We start from the raw sequence: 19,533 nt of genomic DNA on the forward strand, positions 1-19,533 counted from the left end.
GGAACGTGGCCCGACTTTGCAACGGCCTGCCGCCAGACCATGGTGATGAATGCGCAGGTCAGGCAAGCGGTCTGGACTTGGCATGAGGCCCTGGACGTTATATCTGAGGCCGACACCCTGCAATCTCGACAAGAAGCAGCACGCCCCGACCATGACCGACCGCCTGAATTCTGCAATGCGAATGTGACGGCCTTTTTTGGTGCATGCCGTTGCCCCCAAAACCGGGGCAGCTTTTGGGCGGCATGCATTGGTCTCGGGATGGCAATCGCCATTCCGATGCGATATCCACCGCCACGGCTCCCATTCAGACATTCATGACGGTTCATTCATGTCACGCAACACATTCTACATCACGACCGCGATTTCCTATCCGAACGGCAAGCCGCATATCGGCCATGCCTACGAGCTGATCGCCACCGACGCGCTTGCCCGCTTCCAGCGGCTTGACGGCAAGCAGGTCTTCTTCCTCACCGGCACCGACGAGCACGGCATCAAGATGCTGCAGACGGCCAAGCGCGAAGGCATTTCGGCGCGCGAACTGGCCGACCGCAACTCGGCTGAGTTCAAGCGCATGGCGACCGCGCTCAACGCCTCTAACGACGATTTCATCCGCACCACCGAGGAGCGGCATTACGCGGCTTCGCAGGCGATCTGGAAGGCGATGGCCGCCAATGGCGACGTCTACAAAGGCGGCTATGCCGGCTGGTACTCGGTGCGCGACGAAGCCTATTACGGCGAGGAGGAGACCGAGGTCCGTCCCGACAATGTCCGCTACGGGCCGCAGGGAACGCCGGTCGAATGGGTCGAGGAAGAGAGCTACTTCTTCCGGCTGTCGGCCTATCAGGACAAGCTCATTGCGCTTTACGAAGGCCAGCCCGACTTCATTGGCCCGGCCGAGCGACGCAACGAGGTGATGAGCTTCGTCAAGTCGGGACTGAAGGACCTGTCGATCTCGCGCACCACATTCGACTGGGGCGTGCCGGTACCTGGCGACGAAAAGCATGTCATGTATGTGTGGGTCGACGCGCTGACCAACTACATCACCGGCGTCGGCTATCCCGATGAAAAGGCTGATAATTGGCGTTTTTGGCCGGCCGATGCGCACATCATCGGCAAGGACATTGTGCGCTTCCACGCGGTTTATTGGCCGGCCTTTTTGATGTCGGCCGGCATTCCGCTGCCGAAGCGTGTCTTCGGCCACGGCTTCCTGTTCAACCGCGGCGAGAAGATGTCGAAATCGGTCGGCAACGTCATCGACCCGTTCACCATGGTCGACCATTACGGCCTCGACCAGGTGCGCTACTTCTTCCTGCGCGAAGTGCCGTTCGGGCAGGACGGCAGCTACAGCCATGAAGCGATCGTCAACCGCACCAATGCGGATCTGGCCAATGGTCTCGGCAATCTGGCGCAGCGCTCGCTGTCGATGATCGCCAAGAATTGCGGCGGCGTGGTGCCGAAGCGCGGCGATATGGCGGAAGCCGACAAGGTGATCCTGGATCAGGCGATCGACGCCCTCGTCACCGCGCGCAAGGCAATGGCTGAGCAAGGCATCCATCTGGCACTGGCGGCGATCTTCGGCGTGGTTGCGGAAGCGGACCGGTATTTCGCCGGGCAGGAACCCTGGGCGCTCAAGAAAACCAATCCGGAGCGCATGGAAACGGTGCTGTGGACGACGGCCGAAGTGGTCCGGCGCGTGGCGGTTCTATGCCAGCCCTTCATTCCGGGCTCGGCCGGCAAGCTGCTCGACCTCCTGGCGGTGCCGGCGGACAGCCGCGATTTCGTGCATGTCCACGCCGACCATGCGCTTGTGTCCGGCACGCAGCTGCCTGCGCCGGAGGGCGTGTTTCCGCGCTATGTCGAACAGACGGACGCGAACGCCTGATGCTCGTCGACAGCCATTGTCATCTGGACTTTCCGGACTTTGCCGAGGAGCGGGCGGCCATTGTCGCCCGCGCCAAGGCGGCCGGTGTCGGCCGCATGGTGACGATCTCCACGCGCGTGAAGCGGTTTCAGCAAATCCTTGAGATCGCGGAGACTTTCGACGAAGTCTATTGCTCTGTCGGTACCCATCCGCACAATGCCGCCGAGGAGCTCGACGTCACCACGGCCGACCTTGTCCGCCTGTCTGCTCACCCGAAGGTGGTGGCGATCGGTGAAGCGGGGCTCGATTTTTTCTACGACAAGGCACCTCACGAGGCGCAGGCGCAGGGTTTTCGCGCTCATATCGCCGCAGCCCGCGAGACCGGGCTGCCTCTCGTCATCCACTCGCGCGATGCCGACGATGACATGGCCGCCATTCTCGAGGACGAGACGGGGAAGGGCGCCTTCCCGTTCATCCTGCATTGCTTTTCGTCGGGACGGCGGCTCGCCGAAATTGGCGTGTCGTTAGGCGGCTATGTGTCGTTCTCGGGCATCCTGACTTTCAAGAACTCAGCCGAATTGCGCGCCATCGCCGCCGATGTGCCGCATGACCGGCTGCTGGTCGAGACGGACGCGCCATATCTGGCGCCGGTACCGTTTCGCGGCAAGCGAAATGAGCCGGCCTATGTCGCGCAGACCGCCAAGGTGCTGGCTGATACAATTGGCATCAGCGAGGCTGAAATCGCAGCGTTGACGACCAACAATTTCTTTCGGCTGTTTGGAAAAATGCCACGCCCGGACCAGCGGGCGCCAGAGGCATGAGCGACCGGCTGCGCCTGACCATTCTCGGCTGTGGATCGTCGCCAGGCACGCCACGCATCACCGGCGACTGGGGCAATTGCGACCCCACCAATCCCAGGAACCGGCGCATGCGCACGGCCGCGCTTGTCGAGCGCATTGCCGCCGATGGCGGCCGCACCACGGTCGTCATCGACACCGGGCCGGATTTCCGCGAGCAGATGCTGATGGCTTCAGTCAGGCGCATCGATGGCGTGATCTACACGCATCCGCACGCCGACCACATCCACGGCATCGACGATTTGCGCGGCTATGTGCTGGAACAACGGCATCGCATCGCCATCCATGCCGACGAGCCGACCATGCTGCGGCTGCGCGAGGCGTTCGGCTATTGCTTCGAGACGCCGCCAGGCAGTTCCTATCCGCCGATCGTCGACGCCCACATCATCGACCATGCCAGGCCGGTTGTGATCGAAGGAGAGGGGGGTGCCCTCACCTTCGAGCCGCTGCCCCAGATCCATGGCGACATCATTTCGCTGGGTTTCCGCATCGGCGGGCTCGCCTACTGTCCCGATATCAGCGACTTTCCGGAAGCCACCGCAGAGCGGCTGCACGGTCTCGACATGCTGGTCATCGACGCGCTGCAATACCATACCCATCCCAGCCATCTGTCGCTTAGCCAGGCACTTACCTGGATCGAAAAGCTGGCGCCCAGAAATGCCGTGCTGACGCACATGCATGTGCCGCTGGATTACGCCACGGTGATGACCGAGACTCCCGACCACGTGGTGCCGGCCTATGATGGCATGGTGATCGAAATTCCTTACGAGTCAAAGCGATAGAGAAAGCTGCTCAGTCGGCTTATCCAGTCGCCGTTCGAACGTTGGGCGATGGGTTCGAGGTCGTGAAGTGCCGCTAGAGTGCCGTCCACGATGGTTGCCCGCCAAGGGCCGAAACCGCAGCAATTCCGGGGTTACGCCCCGTACGCTAGTTCCATAATCTATCTTATGCGACTTTTGTCGCAACGTGAAAGCGTCTCGAATCCATCTCGCAGCCCTGCCTTACAGACCTGCCTTCCGACGCAGACCGGCCCAAAAACTTCTGAGCGAATTCGCGGATGAGACAGGTGCACGCTCCACGCCGCGGTATTCGATCCTGTCGCGACCGACCGTTTCGTCATTCCAGACCAACTCAAAGGCGATGCCTTTGAGCCCGAGTTCTCCGATCTGACGCACGATGGTGTCTTGCAGATAGATATTGGATACTCGCACGCCATCGGCACGCTCCGGCAATTTGAATATCTCGGCCCCGCCGATAGCCTCCGCCCGAAGGACGAGGTTTTCGATCGTCATGATGCCGCCATCGTCAAAGCGGACGATTCTTGAACGCTCTTCGTCCAGCGCATCGACCACAGTGGTGACGTTGAAGAGCCATATGGGCTCGTCACCACGAAGCGACAGGAATTCGCCATACCGTTCGAGAATCGGCCGTAGCGACTTCAACGCCGTGGCCCTCAGAATGAGCACATGCTCGCCAAGCCAGGGAAAATCCGAATATAACCGGGATGTTCCGTCTTCTTGCTCGTGCAGGAATTTCATCCGGGGCGAACGCCATCGCTTCTGGCTCCGGCCGCCGAGGGTCGCGAATAGCCGGTAGTCGTCGGTTTGTTCGGGAAGAACCCATTCCTGCCCCTCCACTACACTCGGAACATAGATCTTCACCCGACCTCCCGACCCTCGCACGCTTCCAGGCAGTGAAGCCCCCCTAACGCTGCGCACAGCGGCCTCGCAGCGGATTTTCGAGCACGCCGCCGATACCGACGCGTCGATCGAGACTATACATCCGTTTTGCGGACCGCCCGCACCCAACATATCACTGTAGATGACGCGGCGGTGCCGCGCGATGCTCTGTTCCTGTATCCGGGTCGGATCAGCGCACCTCCGCCGGTCGCAGGATGCGATGGATCTGGATGCGCTCGATGGAATCCGGCATACAAAGCAACTACCTGCCCCAATCCGTTCATCACGCGTCGGCGGGACTGAAGGCCATCAGAATGACCACTCGATCTTCCTTTCTAGGCTTGCCCGATCGCCTCGCCGATGGCACGGTGCCCCGCGCGGTAATCTTCGGAACTGGTCACGGCAGCACCTATCCCGGCAAAGACAGCAATGGTCACGCCTTGACCTTGAGATCCTTAATGAGCGTCACGGAATCTCCGTCACTCAGAGGTGTGCCGTTGCTGTCTTTGACCTTCATGGTTTCACTTCCTGCCTTTGTGCATTCAGCCCGTTGAGGAGATCGGCGAGTTCCTCGGCATCGGGTCGGTTCATTCCAACGATGGTCCGACTCCCCATCTCGGCGGGCCGCCCGGTCCGAGCATCATTGACGGCCCAGGTGCCAGTCGGCTCCTGAAAAGGTTCGTAACGATGAGTCATTGGCACAGGATAGTCGCCAAGGCTCTCCCTGCCAAGATCAAATCATTATTTTTTCGCCCTGTATTGATGTTTTATGCATCAATGATACGATAGAGGATATCATTTCTCATACCAAGACGATGATTCCTCGATGATCACGGCTTCCCAGCTTCGCGCCGCTCGCGCCCTTCTCAACATCGACCAGAAAACCCTGGCGGAAATGGCAGGCGTCTCGCTGCCAACGATCCAACGAATGGAGGCCAGCCAAGGCAATGTGCGAGGCGTTGTCGACAGTTTGATGAAAGTGATCAACGCGCTGAACCGCGCCGGCGTTGAACTTCTCAGCGAACATATGCGCAGCGACGATGGAGGTCGTGGCGTGAGGTTCCGGCATCCGGACACGCTATTGGGCAAGCCGAACTAGACCATACAAAGTGGACCTCCGGCGCCCGCGCAATCACCGTCTTTCGTCTCCTTTTCCTTCCAGAAACACCCAATGAGCCTCTCCCTGCACGTCAACTTGTGGTTCCGCTTTTCCACACGGAAAGGCAGGGTTCGCCCATGATCCTCTATCTGCGTCGGCTTGCCGGGAAGGAACGGAGCGACAGGACCGATCGACATCTCGCCCGTTTCCTGACCTTTGTCGCGGGGGCGGCCAATGCTGGAGGATTTCTGGCGGTCCAGCAGTATACGTCCCATATGTCAGGCATCGTTTCGTTGATGGCTGATCACTTGGCACTCGGCAACGTCGAGCTCGCGCTTTCCGGATTCGGAGCCTTGCTGTCGTTTGTCTCTGGCGCGGCCTGTTCAGCGATGCTGATCAATTGGGGGCGACGGCAGCATCTGCAGAGCGAATATGCGTTTCCGCTTGTCCTGGAAGCGATCTTGCTGATCTGTTTCGGCCTTCTCGGCGGCCATCTCGCGCGTCATGAAGCGCTTTTTGTACCAATGACGGTGATGCTGCTTTGCTTCATCATGGGGTTGCAGAACGCCATCATTACAAAGCTATCGGAAGCCAGAATCCGGACGACGCATATCACTGGCCTGGTGACGGACATGGGCATCGAACTCGGCAAGCTGCTTTATTGGAACATCTCAAGAAGTGACTCGGACGAGCTGTTCGTGAAGGCAGATCGAAGAAAGCTGAGACTGCTTGCATCGCTTGTCGCATTGTTCTTTGTCGGCGGTGTCATCGGCGCTGTGGGTTTCAAGCACATTGGCTTTGCAGCGACGCTGTTTCTCGCAGCCATTCTCCTCGTGCTGGCCTCCATGCCAGTCCTGGAAGATATCTCCGTTCGCATGAAGCAACTCTGGCAGTAGCTCAGCGGAGTTTTTGCACCTGCCCGGTCGCACCCCAAGGATTACGCTGTCTGTTGCGCTAGCGCCAAGGCCTGAACACCAATTGGCTGAGGTCATTTGCGATCTCGTCGGCTCCGACCGCCGGCGGTATCAACAATATTGGCTGGACGAGGTCCCGCACCTTACCCGCCATGACGAGCGCGTTGCGATCCGGAATACCGCGCGTGTCGAGCAGTCTCACGTTCTCCCAGATATTACTGAGTTTGGCAGCAACACGATCCGGCATGATGTCAAGGTCGTGTCGAGCATGAACGTTCCCGATCAGAATACCGGACGAGCTGAGACGCGTCTGCGCCAAGCCGAAGAATGTCTCGGCACACAAGTGGTCTGGAATGCGCCTCCCGGAATATGCGTCCAGAACAATCGCATCGTAGCGATGACGGCCGGCGCGCAGAAAATCCCGCCCGTCGGAGATGCAACAGCGAACTCCACGGGGTAGCCCAAAATATTTCTGGGCGATCTGGAAAGCCTTCGGGTTGATGTCGACGATCGTGACACGCACGCCAACCCTATCCAGCATCGTCCCCAGGCTGCCGCCGCCACAACCGATCATCAAGACATCGGACGCCTGCGCTTGCGCGAGGAGGCCAAAGATCGCGTGGATGTAGGGCACGACGCTGACGCCATTCGGATCGCACTCACTTTGATAGCAGCCACCTTGGCGATAAATGAACGAACCGGAGTCCTTGGCCCGCAGAACCTCGATGTTGCCGAAATCGGTATGATATTTCGCAACCCGGATCATGCCTTGTCACCACAGCTGAGTTCCTAAGTCCGCTGTACCGCCGGTTTCACGAACTTTCTTTCTGTCAGCACTCACGCGGAGCCCAGGGATTCCTCCCTCATCGCAGCAGGCTCCGCTTCCAGTTGCAGGGCAACCAATCGGCGAGGCTCAGCGCCTCCCAACTCGTATCTCCCAGTTTTCTACAACTTCGAGACAGATGCGTCACGCATCATTATTTGAATGCGCCGCATTTTAATATATGCTGCAGCGCTTAGAGATAATACGTCAAAGCTGATCGAAAAGGGGATGCGACCGTGATAACTGCTCCACAGTTGCGTGCCGCGAGGGCGCTCCTTGGCATCGACCAGCGCAGGCTTGCCGAATTATCAGGCCTTTCGGTGCCGACAATTCAACGTATGGAAGCCAGTGAGTCGATTATCCGAGGCAACGTCGATTCCCTCATGAAGCTGATTGGGGCTCTTGACCTTGCCGGCGTGGAATTGATTGCTGAAGGCGCCTCCAGCCAAATCGGTGGGCGCGGCGTGCGACTGAAAGCAGATTTTGATCCCGCCAAAATTCTGGGCGGGATCGATACGGACGCCAAACTCCCCGTGAGGAGCGTGGCGTGATTTCGAGCGCCGCGGTCCTCCTGTGGGGCGTTGCTGCGCTCTTGGGGACCGCGGTGCTTGCGGTTTCGGAAAGCCGTAGATCTGGCTCGGGAACACGCCTGATCTACGGCTTGACGCTAGGCATATCGGCGGCCGTGCTCCTGGTTCTCGCGAGCCGCATCGCCAATGATCCCGTCACCCCGTCGACTGCCGCGCTGCCTCTTGGGTTGCCATGGATTGGCGCTCATTTCCGCTTGGATGCGCTCTCGACTTTCTTCCTTGCCGTCGTCAATTTCGGCGGCGCCATGGCCAGTCTTTACGGCCTCGGCTACGGCAGGCACGAGTCCGCGCCGCATCGCGTGCTGCCGTTCTTCCCGGCCTTCCTTGCCGCAATGAACCTTGTCGTGATGGCAGACGACGCCTTCACCTTTCTGCTGTCCTGGGAATTCATGTCGCTCGCCTCCTGGGCGCTCGTCATGGCGCACCATCGCGAACAGGACAATGCGCGGGCGGGCTACATCTATCTCGTGATGGCGAGTTTCGGAACGCTCGCACTGCTGCTTGCGTTCGGTCTCCTGTCAGGCCCTGGCGGGAACTACACGTTCGAAGCGATGCGTGCCGCCTCCCCCACCCCGCTCGCCACCGCTTTCGTCCTGGCTCTTATGCTGCTGGGCGCAGGCTCCAAGGCTGGCCTCGTACCGCTGCATGTTTGGCTGCCACTCGCTCACCCGGCCGCGCCGAGCCACGTCTCGGCTCTGATGAGCGGCGTCATGACCAAGGTCGCCGTCTATGGCTTCATACGCGTTATTTTCGACCTCCTCGGCGAGCCGGCATGGTGGTCAGGCGTTGTTGTGCTTTTCCTCGGCGGCCTGACGGCGGTTCTCGGCATCCTCTACGCGCTGATGGAAAAGGACCTGAAGCGGCTGCTTGCCTATAGCACCATTGAAAATGTCGGCGTCATCTTCGTGAGCCTTGGCCTTGCGCTAGCATTCAGGGCGAATGCCATGCCATCGGCCGCGGCGCTGGCGCTCACCGCCGCGCTGTTCCACGTCCTCAATCATTCCTTCTTCAAGAGCCTGCTGTTTTTTGGCGCGGGCGCCGTGCTGACGGCAACCGGTGAGCGTGACATGGAGAAGCTGGGCGGCCTCATCCATCGCATGCCCCTTACAAGTTTTGCCTTTCTCGTCGGCTGCGTCGCGATCTCGGCTCTTCCACCCTTCAACGGGTTCGTCTCCGAATGGCTAGCCTTCCAGGCCATATTGCAGAGCCCCGACCTGCCAGAATGGGGACTGAAGGTCATGGTGCCCGCCGTCGGTGGTCTGCTGGCACTCTCGGCGGCGCTGGCCGCGGCCTGCTTCGTGAAGGCGTTCGGGATCACATTCCTCGGCAGGCCGCGCTCGGCCGCGGTGGAACCGGCGCACGAGGTCGACCGCTACTCGCTGACTGCAATGTTCAGCCTCGCGGCCCTGTGTCTGCTTGCCGGCATCGTTCCAGGTCTTGTAATAGACGGCCTATCATCGGTGACTCTCCCGCTGATTGGCAGCCGGATGCCCGTGCAAATGGCGCAGCCCTGGCTGTCGATCGTGCCGATTGCGACAAGCCGCAGTTCCTACAACGGCCTGCTGGTGTTTCTGTTCATCGCGTTTTCAGCAGCCGCAGCAGCATATGCCATCCACCGTTTCGCGTCGCATGCAATCCGTCGGGGTCCTGCCTGGGGTTGTGGCTTCGCGGATGTGACCCCAAGCTCGCAATACACGGCCGTCAGCTTCGCACAGCCTATCCGCCGCGTCTTCGGCACGTTCGCTTTCCGTGCGAGGGAAACCGTCGAAATGCCGCCCCCCGGCCAAACCGGTCCGGCTCGCCTGGATGTCGAAATGCATGATGTGATCTGGGAGACGCTGTATCTGCCCATCGGCAAGGCCCTCGACTTTGCGACCGACCACCTGAACCATCTCCAGTTCCTGACGATCAGGCGCTACCTGACCCTCGTCTTTCTCTTTCTCGTTGTCTTGCTCCTGGTGCTCGCACTATGGCCCTGATCCTTGAGTTGGCCGTTCAGGGCGCACAGATGATCCTGGTGCTTTTACTGGCGCCACTCCTGACTGGCTTCGTGCGCAAGGTGAAGGCGAGACTTCTGCGGCGCCAGGGTCCCTCTCTCGTCCAGCCCTATCGCGACCTCCTACGGCTCATGCGCAAGGAGGTCGTCCTGGCGGATAACGCCTCCTGGCTGTTTCGCGTGACGCCCTATCTGATCTTCGCCACGACCTGGGTCGCGGCTGCGCTCATCCCGACATTCGCTACCGGGCTCACCTTCAGTTGGACTGCGGATCTCATAGCCATCGTTGCACTGCTTGGGAGCGCTCGGTTCTTCCTGGCGCTGGCGGGGATGGACGTCGGCACCAGCTTTGGCGGCATAGGTTCGAGCCGCGAGGTCATGATCGCTTCCCTGGCCGAGCCCGCAATGCTTCTGATCGTGTTCAGCCTGGCGCTTGTTGCCGGAGCGACGCAGCTGTCCACGGTCGCCGCCTTCATGGGCTCGCCGCAAGTTGGGCTGCGGGTATCGCTCGGGATGTCCCTCATCGCCCTGGTGATGGTGGCGGTCGCCGAAAACGCCCGCATACCAGTGGACAACCCATCGACCCATCTGGAACTCACCATGGTTCACGAGGCGATGGTGCTGGAATATTCAGGTCGCCATCTGGCGATGATCGAGTTCGCGGCCTTCCTCAAGCTCCTGCTCTATATGTCGCTGATTTGCTGCGTCTTCCTACCTTGGGGACAGGCGACCGCCGAGGCAGGACCGGAATCCCTTGCTCCAGGTGTCGTTGCCTATATCGGCAAGCTTGCCGTCTGCGGCATTCTGCTCGCCGTGTTTGAGACTGCCATCGCCAAGATGCGCGTCTTCCGCGTCCCGGATTTTTTGGGCGCCGCACTCATGCTGGCGCTGCTCGGCACGCTCCTGCTGTTCGTCTCGCGGAGTCTGTGATGAACGGTCTCACCTTCGACATCGCTCATTTGCTCGCCGGCGGCCTGGTGCTGGTCAGCTTCATGATGCTCTATCAGGATCGCCTTTTCGCGCTGATCAACGTCTTTGCGCTGCATGCCGTCGTGCTTGCGCTGTCGGTAGCCTGGCAGGCATACATTCAGGACGCCCATCATCTCTACGTCACCGCGGCGATCGCTCTCGTTTTCAAGGCGATCGTCATTCCCGTCGGGCTTCATCGCATCATCCAGCGGCTCGGTATCCATCGCGACATCGAGACAGCCGTCGGGATCGGTCCGACGATGCTTGGGGGAATAGGCCTGGTGGCCCTGTCCATGGTGTTGATGCTGCGCGTCACGCCCGAAGCTGACCCCCTCGCCCGCGAGGACCTGGCCTTCGCGCTGTCCATCATACTGCTGGGCCTTCTGGTGATGGTCACCCGCCGGAATGCCGTGAGCCAGGTTGTCGGATTCATGTCGCTCGAGAACGGTCTGGTCCTTGCCGCCACGGGGGCAAAGGGCATGCCGCTGGTCGTCGAGATAAGTGTCGCCTTCTCGATCCTAATCGCCTTCATCGTCATCGGGGTTTTCCTGTTCCGTATACGCGAGCGGTTCGACTCGGTGGATGTCGGCGCGCTCGACGATTACAGGGGAGAACACCGTTGACCGCGTTATCCCTCGATGCGGTGGCTGCCGTTTTGCTGATACCAGCCAGCGCGGCCGCACTTCTGGCGTCGCTGCCGAACTACCGGATATCGGCGGGCCTCAATGTCGGCGCGAGCTTGCTGACCTTGCTCGCCGCGGTGTCGCTCTTCGTCACGGATCGGCCGCTGCCGGGCCAATACCTGCTCGTCGACGATCTCAATATCGTCTTCATCGTGCTCAACGCATTCGTCGGTTTCACGACGAGTGTCTTCAGCGCCTCCTACATTGCGCACGAGCTCGAGACAGGGCGGCTGACCGTACCAAACTTGCGATTTTATCACGCTATGTACCAGATCATGATGTTCGGCATGAACCTGGCGTTCGTGTCGAACAATATCGGCCTGATGTGGGTGGCGGTGGAGCTTGCTACACTGACCACCGTGCTCATGGTCGGGATCTACCGCACGCACGAAGCGCTGGAAGCCGCCTGGAAATATTTCATTCTGGGAAGCGTCGGCATCGCGCTTGCGCTCTTCGGTACCATCCTCGTCTATATGGCCGCCCAGCCGGTTGTCGGCGAGGGCACGAATGCCATGGTCTGGACGGTGCTCATCGAGCATGCGGCGCGCTTCGACCCGGCCTTGCTGAATGTCGCCTTCGTTTTCCTGCTGCTCGGCTACGGTACGAAGGTTGGCCTTGCGCCCTTGCATGCCTGGCTGCCGGATGCGCACGCGGAAGGCCCGACGCCGATTTCCGCGGTGCTGTCAGGCCTGCTGTTGAACGTCGCGCTCTATGCAGTGCTGCGCTTCAAGCTGCTGCTTGCGGCTAGCCCCGAAGCGATCGCGCCTGGGCCATTGATGATCACGATGGGGCTGACGTCGCTTGTTTTCGCGGCCTTCATGCTCTACCGCCGTCGCGACATCAAACGTCTGTTCGCGTACTCTTCGATCGAGCACATGGGCATCATCGTGTTCGCTTTCGGCATGGGTGGCCCGCTCGCCAATTTTGCCGGTCTGCTGCACATGGTCATGCACAGCCTGACCAAGTCGGCGATCTTTTTTACGGTAGGCCACATTGCCCAGGTCAAGGGAACACAGAATATAGCCGAGATCCGGGGGCTGACGGAGACGCATCCGGGGCTCGGCTGGGCGCTCGTCATCGGGGTCGTTGCCATTGCCGGCCTCCCTCCGCTCGGCATCTTCATGAGCGAATTCCTGGTAGTGAGCTCGACATTCGCCAGACACCCTCTCTTGGCGATGCCGTTGGTGTTCGGGATTCTGCTCGCTTTTGGAGCCCTGCTGCTCCGACTGACCGGTGTCGCTTTCGGCGAACCGCGCGGCAGCACCGCACCCGCCGAGGCGTCCTATATACCGATGTATTCCCACTTGGCGCTGGTATTTGCCGCCGGCATCTATCTGCCGCCATCGCTGGTCACATGGTTCCAGCATGTCGCAAGTATCCTGGGATGAGAAAAAAAACCGTGCCCGAGCTGATCGATCTCATACTTGATGGCCGACGTGTAAAAAAGCATCTCCCCTGGCCACGCGCCGTGGTGCCCCCCCAAATATGGAACTTTGCTGTTGAAAAGCTGGTCGTGAGTCACTGGAGCTTGCTCGGTCTTTGGGGTGAGCCAAGCGTCGTCCACATGGCGCTTCTTGACGAAACGGCCGGGAACATCGGCGTTATCAGCCTGAAATGCCCGGACGGCCGCTACCCATCGGTCGGTCGGCTGCATCCGCCGGCATTGCGTCTCGAACGTGCGGCCGCTGACCTTTTCGGCCTCTTGCCACAAGGCGCGCCTGATACGCGACCGTGGCTTGATCATGGCCACTGGGGTGTCAGCTATCCATTGAATACCCACGTCCGGACGTCTGCTGCAACGGTGTCCCCGTACCCTTTCCTGTCAGCCGAGGGGGAAAGCCTGCATCAGATCCCGGTCGGGCCCGTGCATGCCGGCATCATCGAGCCAGGGCATTTTCGATTTACAGCGAGCGGCGAAACGGTCGTCCGGCTGGAGGAGCGCCTCGGATACACGCACAAGGGCATAGAAGGCTTGATGGCGGGGTCCGATATCGACCGTGCAGCCAAACTGGCGGGCAGGACCTCTGGCGACAGCACCGTGGCGTATTCACTGGCTTTTGCCCGCGCGGTCGAAACGGCGCTGGGTGTCGAGATTCCCTCACGAGCAATCTGGTTGAGAGCGCTCATGGCCGAGTTGGAGCGCCTGGCCAACCATCTGGGCGACATCGGAGCCATTTGCAATGACGCCGCCTTCGCCCTGATGCATGCCCACTGCGGAGTGCTGCGTGAGCGTGTGTTGCGGGCAAGCGATATAGCCTTCGGCCATCGTTTGATGCGCGACCGCATCGTGCCGGGAGGGGTGGCAAGCTTCCTCAGCGATGAGGGGGCGACAGCGGTCAGGTCTCTGATCGCAGAGATCAGGCGGCGGTTTCCCGCACTGGTCGAACTCTACGACAACACGGCGTCGCTCCAGGATCGGACAGTCGCAACTGGCCGGCTGAAGGTGGAGCTTGCTCGCCAATATCGTGCTGGAGGGTATGTCGGGCGGGCCTCCGGCCGGGACTTCGATGCCCGCCGCAATGTCGCCTATCCACCCTATGACAAGCTCGCCTTCGATGTGCCTGTCCTCCAGGAGGGCGATGTGAACGCCCGTGTCTGGATTCGTATCCACGAGGTTGAACAGAGCCTATCCCTGGTCGAGCAAATCCTGGCACAACTGCCAGATGGGCCGATCCGTGTCGACTTCGCGCAGACAGGCGGGCCGCATGAAGGCATGGCGCTTGTCGAAGGTTTCCGGGGCGACATTCTGGCCTGGCTGCGCATCGGCAAGGGCGGCTTGGTGGAGCGCTGTCACCTGCGTGATCCGTCGTGGTTTCAATGGCCGCTTCTTGAGGCTGCGATCGAGGGAAACATCGTCGCCGACTTCCCGCTGTGCAACAAATCGTTCAACTGCTCCTATTCCGGCCACGATCTCTGAAGGCACGTCGTCATGCGCAAGCTTCTCTTCGAAAGCCTGATACGCCCCCCTCTCACCGAGCGTCCACCGGTGGCACGCGACTCGGCAGTCGAGGAATTGGCGCGTGCCCTCAACGGGTCCGCTCGCAAAAGGCTGGGGAGAAGCCTGGCCATTCGGGCTGTCGACGCCGGTTCCTGCAACGGTTGCGAACTCGAGATGCATGCGCTCAACAACGCTTTCTACGACATCGAGCGTTTTGGGATCCGGTTCGTCGCATCGCCGCGCCATGCCGATGTGCTGCTCGTCACGGGTCCGGTCACAAAAAACATGCGCGAGGCATTGAAGCGGACATACGACGCAACTCCTAATCCCAAATGGGTGGTCGCGCTCGGAGATTGCGCGAAGAACGGCGGCTGTTTCGCCGGCGGCTATGCCGTGATGCGCGGAGTGTCGGAGGCGCTGCCCGTCGACCTGCATATTCCAGGCTGCCCACCGCCGCCCATCGAAATTCTGAAAGGCCTGCTCGCCTTGCTTGAGGGAGTGAGTTCAAAGGCTGGCGTTGCTCGAAGTTGACTATCGATGTGGAGGGCTCTTCCGCCACAAGGGGAGCAAAAGCCTCCAGGCCTAAAATGGCATCCCGACTAACCAGGTTTCGATGTGAAAACGGAGCCTTGAACGATCGCAGCGTGAAGCAGAAGCAGGGCAAACTGGTCGACGGGCTGCTGCAGATTGCAAGGGAGCAGGCCGAGATCAGGAAGTGATGAGCGCGCTGGACTGCATCAGCCAAGCGGGCAGGAACCATCACCCGACGGGCAGCTAGCTTCCGGTGTTCCTCACGGAACCGATGCCCTCCGCCGTGAACAGTCGGCGAGATAGCCGCGGCAGGCTTGAGTGCAACGCTCAGGCGTCCTAGTGGGCCTTACGAGTTGGCCGATCATCTGAAATGACAGTCCGCAAGCGCGCATGGTCAGACAGTGTCCATCTGATGGCGCAGCAGCCCCGCAACCTAACGCTGGACCCGTGCAGCATCATGTCAGACAGTGTATATCTAGGTGTTGAACCATTGAGTGTCATGTATTATACATTATCATTGATGGACAAAGGAAGCGACATATTTGCACGGCCGACTCTGCCAGTCGCCCTTTCACGAGGCTTGGTGGGCCGATGCCCTAACTGTGGTCAGGGGAAATTGTATCGCACCTACCTGAAGCAGGTGGAGCGTTGCGCAGTTTGTGGAGAACACTTTGGTGACATAGAATCTGACGATGCGGCGCCTTGGTTCACTATCCTCATTGCGGGCGTATTTGCAGCCCCCTTGTATTTCTTGTTCCAAGGGCTTCTTCTGTCATACTTCGCCGTCACAATGGTATTGATCTCTCTTATTATTGTAGCGCTGATACTGCTTTTGTTACCCCGCATAAAAGGCGCTTTGATCAGCGCGTTCTGGTTTTCGCGGCTTAAAAACGACGAGCCGGGATGATCCCTTTACTGATCACAATTGCCGTCTTTCCATACGCCGTCGCGTTGGTCGATGACTGTTTCAATGCGGAGCAGCGTAGCCTGGAGACCAAAATGTGATTAGCGCTTCGCAGATTCGCGCAGCCCGGGCATTGCTTGGAATCGACCAGAAACGCCTAGCTGAGCGTGCCGGCATTTCCCTGTCAGCCATCCAACGAATGGAGGCCGGCGAGAGCGATCTACCCGGCGCGTTTGACATGCAGAAGAACGTCGTAATCGCCCTCAGAGCAGCAGGGATCGAGCTGATTGGCGATCATGAGCGCAGTGGCGGCGGAGGCCGAGGCGTGCGCCTGGCGCATCCTGTCGGTCTGGCAGGCCGGACGCATTGATTGCCCCGACGGCGTCGTAAGGACGGCACCGATCAATCGGCGAGGTCTCGACCTGAGAAGCAGGAAAGATGAACACGTATCATCCAATGGGCCAATGAAGCGACGATACACAGAACATCAGGAGCCAACTGGTAGCTGGTCGGTCGGTTTGTTCGGGAAGAACCCATTCCTGCCCCTCCACTACACTCGGAACATAGATCTTCACCCGACCTCCTGACCCTCGTCCGCTCCAGGCAGTGAAGCCCACTAATGCCGCTCACCTCCTGAGGTCTTCGGCCTCGCAGCGGATTTTCGAACACGCCGCCGATACCGGCGCGTCGATCGAGACAATACATCCGTTTTGCGGACCGCCCGCACCAACATATCACTGTAGATGACGCGGCGGTGCCGCGCGATGCTCTCCATGTGTGTTCCTATATCCGGATCGGATCAGCGCAGCTTCGAGCAGGATGCGATGGATCTGGATGCGCTCGATGGAATCCGGCATACAAAGCAACCACCCTGCTCCAATCCACTCATCATGCGTCGGCGGGACTGAAGGCGATCAGAAATGACCACTCGATCTTCCTTTCTAGGCTTGCCCGATCGCCTCGCCGATGGCACGGCGCCCCGCGCGGTAATCTTCGGAGCTGGTCACGGCAGCACCTATCCCGGCAAAGACAGCAGCGGTCATGCCTTGGCCGCCGAGGCCATCCGCTTTGCGAGCCAGGGTGATGCCGCGCTCGTCGAGCACTGGGATTTCGATCTCGGCGGCCCGCTGTTCGACGGCAGGCCGATCTGCTGCGTCGACGCCGGCGACATCCTGACCATCATGCATGACAATGCCGGCAACCGTGCCCGGATCGAGGCGAAGACGCGCGAGATCCTGTCATCGCCGGCCGTGCCCATCCTGCTCGGCGGCGACGATTCCGTGGTCAGTCCCTTCCTCGCCGGCTTCGCGGATCACGGGCCTGTCTGGATCCTGCAGATCGACGCCCATATCGACTGGCGTGACGAAGTGCATGGCGAGCGCTACGGCTACTCCAGCCCGATGCGCCGGGCGAGCGAGATGGCGCATGTCGCCGGCATGGTGCAGGTCGGATTGCGCAGCGTCGGCAGCGCACGCCTCGCGGAAATCGAAGCGGCGCGGCACTATGGCAGCCGTTTCGTCACCGCCCGCGAGGTTCACGCCCTGGGTGTCGAAGCCGCCCTGCGCCATATTCCGGAAGGCGCGCGGGTCGTCGTCACCTTCGACTGCGACAGTCTCGACCCAGGCATCATGCCTGGCGTGGCCGCGCGTACGCCCGGCGGCCTCACCTATACGCAGATCATCGATCTCATCGCAGGCCTCGGCAAGCGGGCGAGGATCGCCGGATTCGATCTTGTGGAGCTCTATCCGCCAGCCGACATTGACGGCCTGTCGGCGCTCACCGCCGCGCGCCTTCTCATCAATGTGATCGGCGCCGTGGTCCGGCAGGTTTGAACCTCGACCTGATGTCGAATACGGCTCCGGTCCGCGGCTTGCCGGAACCTTACCGAGGCCCCTGCTCCAGCCTGATCCGGTAACTCAGCGAACGCTTCGCGCCCGGCGCGATCAGCATCAGGCCCGGCTTGTCGGTGAACTCGCCATCGAAATCCAGCGGGCTGGCAATGCCGTGCCAAGGCTCGATGCACAGGAACGGTGCGCCGCCAGGTTTGGACCAAATGCCCAGTTCTTGAAATCCCTGCCATGAGACCTCGATCGCCGGACCGCGATCGGCGCTGTAGCGAACGCTGCTGCTGGCCGGCTGGTCCAGGATCACGGCGTCCCCATCAAACAGCCGTTCGGACAGCTCGAGGATATTGCCTTTGACAGGCGTTGGCTGCGGCGTCGCGGTGAGCAGGCCATCCTTCAGCCGGCGGATCGGAGCGCGCTCTGCTTCGGCGAACGTCAGGCGATAGGCGTCCTTGGCTACATCGGGCAGAAGCGGCCAGTTGAATGCCGGATGCGCCCCGATCGAGGCCGGCAACGGGTCGTCGCCAGTGTTGGTGACCTCTAATCCTATGTCGAGCTGCCCCTCGCCCAGCGTATAGGTCACGGCCAGGCGAAATGCGAACGGGTAGTGCGTTCGGGTTTCCATGTCATCGGTGAGCACCAGCGTGCAGGACCGGGGCCCCCTCTCCGCCCACGCAAAAGGCTTATCGCGCGCGAAGCCGTGCTGCGTCATCGGATAGGTCTGGCCGCGATGGCGCAGCTGATCGCCCTTCAGCCGGCCGACGATCGGAAACAGCACCGGCGAATGGCGTCGCCAGGCCGGTCCGGCCTGCCACAGGAACTCAAATCCTCGTGCATCCCGCAGCGAAACCAGTTCCGCGCCATCCGCGACGATGGTTGCCGATATGCCGTCACCGTCGAGCGTCAGGCTGTCCTGTCCCATATGTCCTCGCGGTTTGTCTGGTGTGGCCAGCAGGCTAGCAAATGGCCGGGCTCGAACTCAAGGCCGCCGACCCATTTGCATTTATGAACATCGACGGCGCCGCGGGCCAAGCGTCGTCTCGAATGAAAAAGTGGCCTGAGGTTTCCTCCGGCCACGGCAGAATGCCAGGTGTTGCCTGCTACGGTTCGGACTATTCCCGCTCGCCGGTGAAATTCAGCAGCAGCTGGAAGATGTTGACGAAATTCAGATAGAGCGAGAACGCACCGAAGACGGCGAGCTTCTGCCGCGACTCCGCATCGAAATTCTCCGCATACTGCTCCTTGATCGTCTGCGTATCCCAGGCGGTCAGGCCGATGAACACGGCGATGCCGATCACCGAGATGGCGAACTGCAGCGCGGTCGAGCCGAGGAAAATGTTGACGATGCTGGCGATCACCACACCGATCAAGCCCATGATCAGGAAGGACGAGAACTGCGTCAGGTCGCGCCTGGTCGTGTAGCCGTAGAGGCTGGTGGCGCCGAACATGGTGGCGGCGATGAAGAAGGTGCGCGCGATGCTGGTTCCGGTGAAGACCAGGAACACCGAGGCCAGCGACAGGCCCATGACGGCACAGAAGGCCCAGAACATTGCCTGCGCGCTTGCCGCCGACATGGTCTGCATCTTGAACGAGAACAGCAGCACGAAAGCGAGCGGCGCCAGCATCACCACCCATTTCAGCGGGCTGGAAAAGATCGGCACGTAGAGAGCGGGCGTCGACGACACCAGCAAGGCGACAAGGCCCGTAACCACCAGGCCGAGGCCCATGTAATTGTAGACGCGCAGCATGTGCTGGCGCAGGCCCTCGTCGTAGACGGCTCCGGTCCGGGCGCCTGTGCCCACCCGGTATCCAAGATTGGGCGTATTCATTTTCAGGTCTCCTTTG

At 60.6% G+C, this 19,533-nt stretch carries 18 protein-coding genes and 2 pseudogenes; 15 read left to right on the forward strand and 5 right to left on the reverse strand.

Features of this window, described 5'->3' with window-relative positions:
• Positions 1 to 328: 328 nt before the first annotated feature.
• The 3 genes from metG to EN861_RS18525 are packed head-to-tail and all read left to right on the forward strand — an operon-like array spanning position 329 to position 3,500.
• Positions 329 to 1,882 carry a methionine--tRNA ligase gene (gene metG, locus EN861_RS18515; protein ID WP_135864834.1) on the forward strand — a complete coding sequence of 518 codons (1,554 nt, stop codon included), beginning with the start codon at positions 329 to 331 and terminating at the stop codon, positions 1,880 to 1,882.
• Positions 1,882 to 2,682 carry a TatD family hydrolase gene (locus EN861_RS18520; protein ID WP_135864835.1) on the forward strand — a complete coding sequence of 267 codons (801 nt, stop codon included), beginning with the start codon at positions 1,882 to 1,884 and terminating at the stop codon, positions 2,680 to 2,682. Before metG ends, EN861_RS18520 begins: the two co-directional genes overlap by 1 nt.
• Positions 2,679 to 3,500: an MBL fold metallo-hydrolase gene (locus EN861_RS18525; RefSeq protein ID WP_127280979.1), complete on the forward strand. Its 822-nt coding sequence runs from the start codon at positions 2,679 to 2,681 to the stop codon at positions 3,498 to 3,500. Before EN861_RS18520 ends, EN861_RS18525 begins: the two co-directional genes overlap by 4 nt.
• Before the next feature lie 219 nt (positions 3,501 to 3,719).
• Here EN861_RS18525 and EN861_RS18530 read toward each other — a convergent pair whose 3' ends face one another.
• Both EN861_RS18530 and EN861_RS18540 read right to left on the reverse strand, forming a co-directional pair.
• Entirely contained in the window at positions 3,720 to 4,379 is a 660-nt protein-coding gene (locus EN861_RS18530) for a DUF1629 domain-containing protein (protein ID WP_127280978.1), read from the reverse strand.
• A gap of 457 nt (positions 4,380 to 4,836) precedes the next feature.
• Positions 4,837 to 4,914, reverse strand: a pseudogene (locus tag EN861_RS18540) (PhnA domain-containing protein); the annotation flags it as partial.
• Between the two features lie 309 nt (positions 4,915 to 5,223).
• On the opposite strand from EN861_RS18540, the gene EN861_RS18545 reads away from it, so the two are divergent.
• A complete protein-coding gene (locus EN861_RS18545) occupies positions 5,224 to 5,496 on the forward strand; it encodes a helix-turn-helix transcriptional regulator (RefSeq protein WP_127280787.1) in 273 nt (90 codons plus the stop codon).
• 137 nt (positions 5,497 to 5,633) lie between these two features.
• Positions 5,634 to 6,374: pseudogene (locus EN861_RS18550) on the forward strand (YoaK family protein); the annotation flags it as partial.
• A gap of 76 nt (positions 6,375 to 6,450) precedes the next feature.
• Here the strand turns inward: EN861_RS18550 and EN861_RS18555 are convergent.
• Complete coding sequence (locus EN861_RS18555; protein ID WP_135864836.1) at positions 6,451 to 7,176, reverse strand: fused MFS/spermidine synthase; 726 nt, start codon at positions 7,174 to 7,176, stop codon at positions 6,451 to 6,453.
• A 293-nt stretch (positions 7,177 to 7,469) separates the two neighbouring features.
• Between EN861_RS18555 and EN861_RS18560 the strand changes: the two genes are divergently transcribed.
• From EN861_RS18560 to EN861_RS18605, 10 genes are all read left to right on the forward strand, one after another.
• Positions 7,470 to 7,784, forward strand: a complete 315-nt coding sequence (locus tag EN861_RS18560) for a helix-turn-helix transcriptional regulator (RefSeq protein WP_127872387.1) — start codon at positions 7,470 to 7,472, stop codon at positions 7,782 to 7,784.
• Positions 7,784 to 9,802: a hydrogenase 4 subunit B gene (gene hyfB, locus EN861_RS18565; protein ID WP_135864892.1), complete on the forward strand. Its 2,019-nt coding sequence runs from the start codon at positions 7,784 to 7,786 to the stop codon at positions 9,800 to 9,802. The genes EN861_RS18560 and hyfB overlap by 1 nt, the downstream gene beginning before the upstream one ends.
• Positions 9,793 to 10,749 (forward strand): NADH-quinone oxidoreductase subunit H, encoded by a 957-nt coding sequence (locus EN861_RS18570; RefSeq protein ID WP_127278786.1) that lies wholly within the window; start codon positions 9,793 to 9,795, stop codon positions 10,747 to 10,749. The genes hyfB and EN861_RS18570 overlap by 10 nt, the downstream gene beginning before the upstream one ends.
• Positions 10,749 to 11,411: a hydrogenase-4 component E gene (locus EN861_RS18575; protein WP_135864838.1), complete on the forward strand. Its 663-nt coding sequence runs from the start codon at positions 10,749 to 10,751 to the stop codon at positions 11,409 to 11,411. Before EN861_RS18570 ends, EN861_RS18575 begins: the two co-directional genes overlap by 1 nt.
• Positions 11,408 to 12,859: a hydrogenase 4 subunit F gene (locus EN861_RS18580; protein WP_127278784.1), complete on the forward strand. Its 1,452-nt coding sequence runs from the start codon at positions 11,408 to 11,410 to the stop codon at positions 12,857 to 12,859. The genes EN861_RS18575 and EN861_RS18580 overlap by 4 nt, the downstream gene beginning before the upstream one ends.
• A gap of 11 nt (positions 12,860 to 12,870) precedes the next feature.
• Positions 12,871 to 14,388, forward strand: a complete 1,518-nt coding sequence (locus EN861_RS18585) for an NADH-quinone oxidoreductase subunit C (RefSeq protein ID WP_127278787.1) — start codon at positions 12,871 to 12,873, stop codon at positions 14,386 to 14,388.
• Positions 14,389 to 14,400: 12 nt separating this feature from the next.
• Positions 14,401 to 14,940, forward strand: a complete 540-nt coding sequence (locus EN861_RS18590; RefSeq protein WP_135864840.1) for an NADH-quinone oxidoreductase subunit B family protein — start codon at positions 14,401 to 14,403, stop codon at positions 14,938 to 14,940.
• A 370-nt stretch (positions 14,941 to 15,310) separates the two neighbouring features.
• Positions 15,311 to 15,847 (forward strand): DUF983 domain-containing protein, encoded by a 537-nt coding sequence (locus EN861_RS18595; RefSeq protein ID WP_135864842.1) that lies wholly within the window; start codon positions 15,311 to 15,313, stop codon positions 15,845 to 15,847.
• Positions 15,848 to 15,941: 94 nt separating this feature from the next.
• Positions 15,942 to 16,214: a helix-turn-helix transcriptional regulator gene (locus tag EN861_RS18600; protein WP_127278781.1), complete on the forward strand. Its 273-nt coding sequence runs from the start codon at positions 15,942 to 15,944 to the stop codon at positions 16,212 to 16,214.
• Positions 16,215 to 16,764: 550 nt separating this feature from the next.
• A complete protein-coding gene (locus EN861_RS18605) occupies positions 16,765 to 17,676 on the forward strand; it encodes an agmatinase (RefSeq protein ID WP_135864844.1) in 912 nt (303 codons plus the stop codon).
• 49 nt (positions 17,677 to 17,725) lie between these two features.
• Here the strand turns inward: EN861_RS18605 and EN861_RS18610 are convergent, their stop codons facing one another.
• On the reverse strand, positions 17,726 to 18,610 hold the full coding sequence (locus tag EN861_RS18610; protein ID WP_127280957.1) for an aldose 1-epimerase family protein: 885 nt from the start codon (positions 18,608 to 18,610) through the stop codon (positions 17,726 to 17,728).
• A gap of 190 nt (positions 18,611 to 18,800) precedes the next feature.
• Positions 18,801 to 19,517, reverse strand: coding sequence for a Bax inhibitor-1/YccA family protein (locus EN861_RS18615; protein WP_135864846.1), 717 nt, complete (start codon positions 19,515 to 19,517; stop codon positions 18,801 to 18,803).
• Between the last annotated feature and the right edge of the window lie 16 nt (positions 19,518 to 19,533).

The sequence above is a fragment of the Mesorhizobium sp. M8A.F.Ca.ET.218.01.1.1 genome, from assembly GCF_004791165.1.
Lineage (GTDB): Bacteria > Pseudomonadota > Alphaproteobacteria > Rhizobiales > Rhizobiaceae > Mesorhizobium.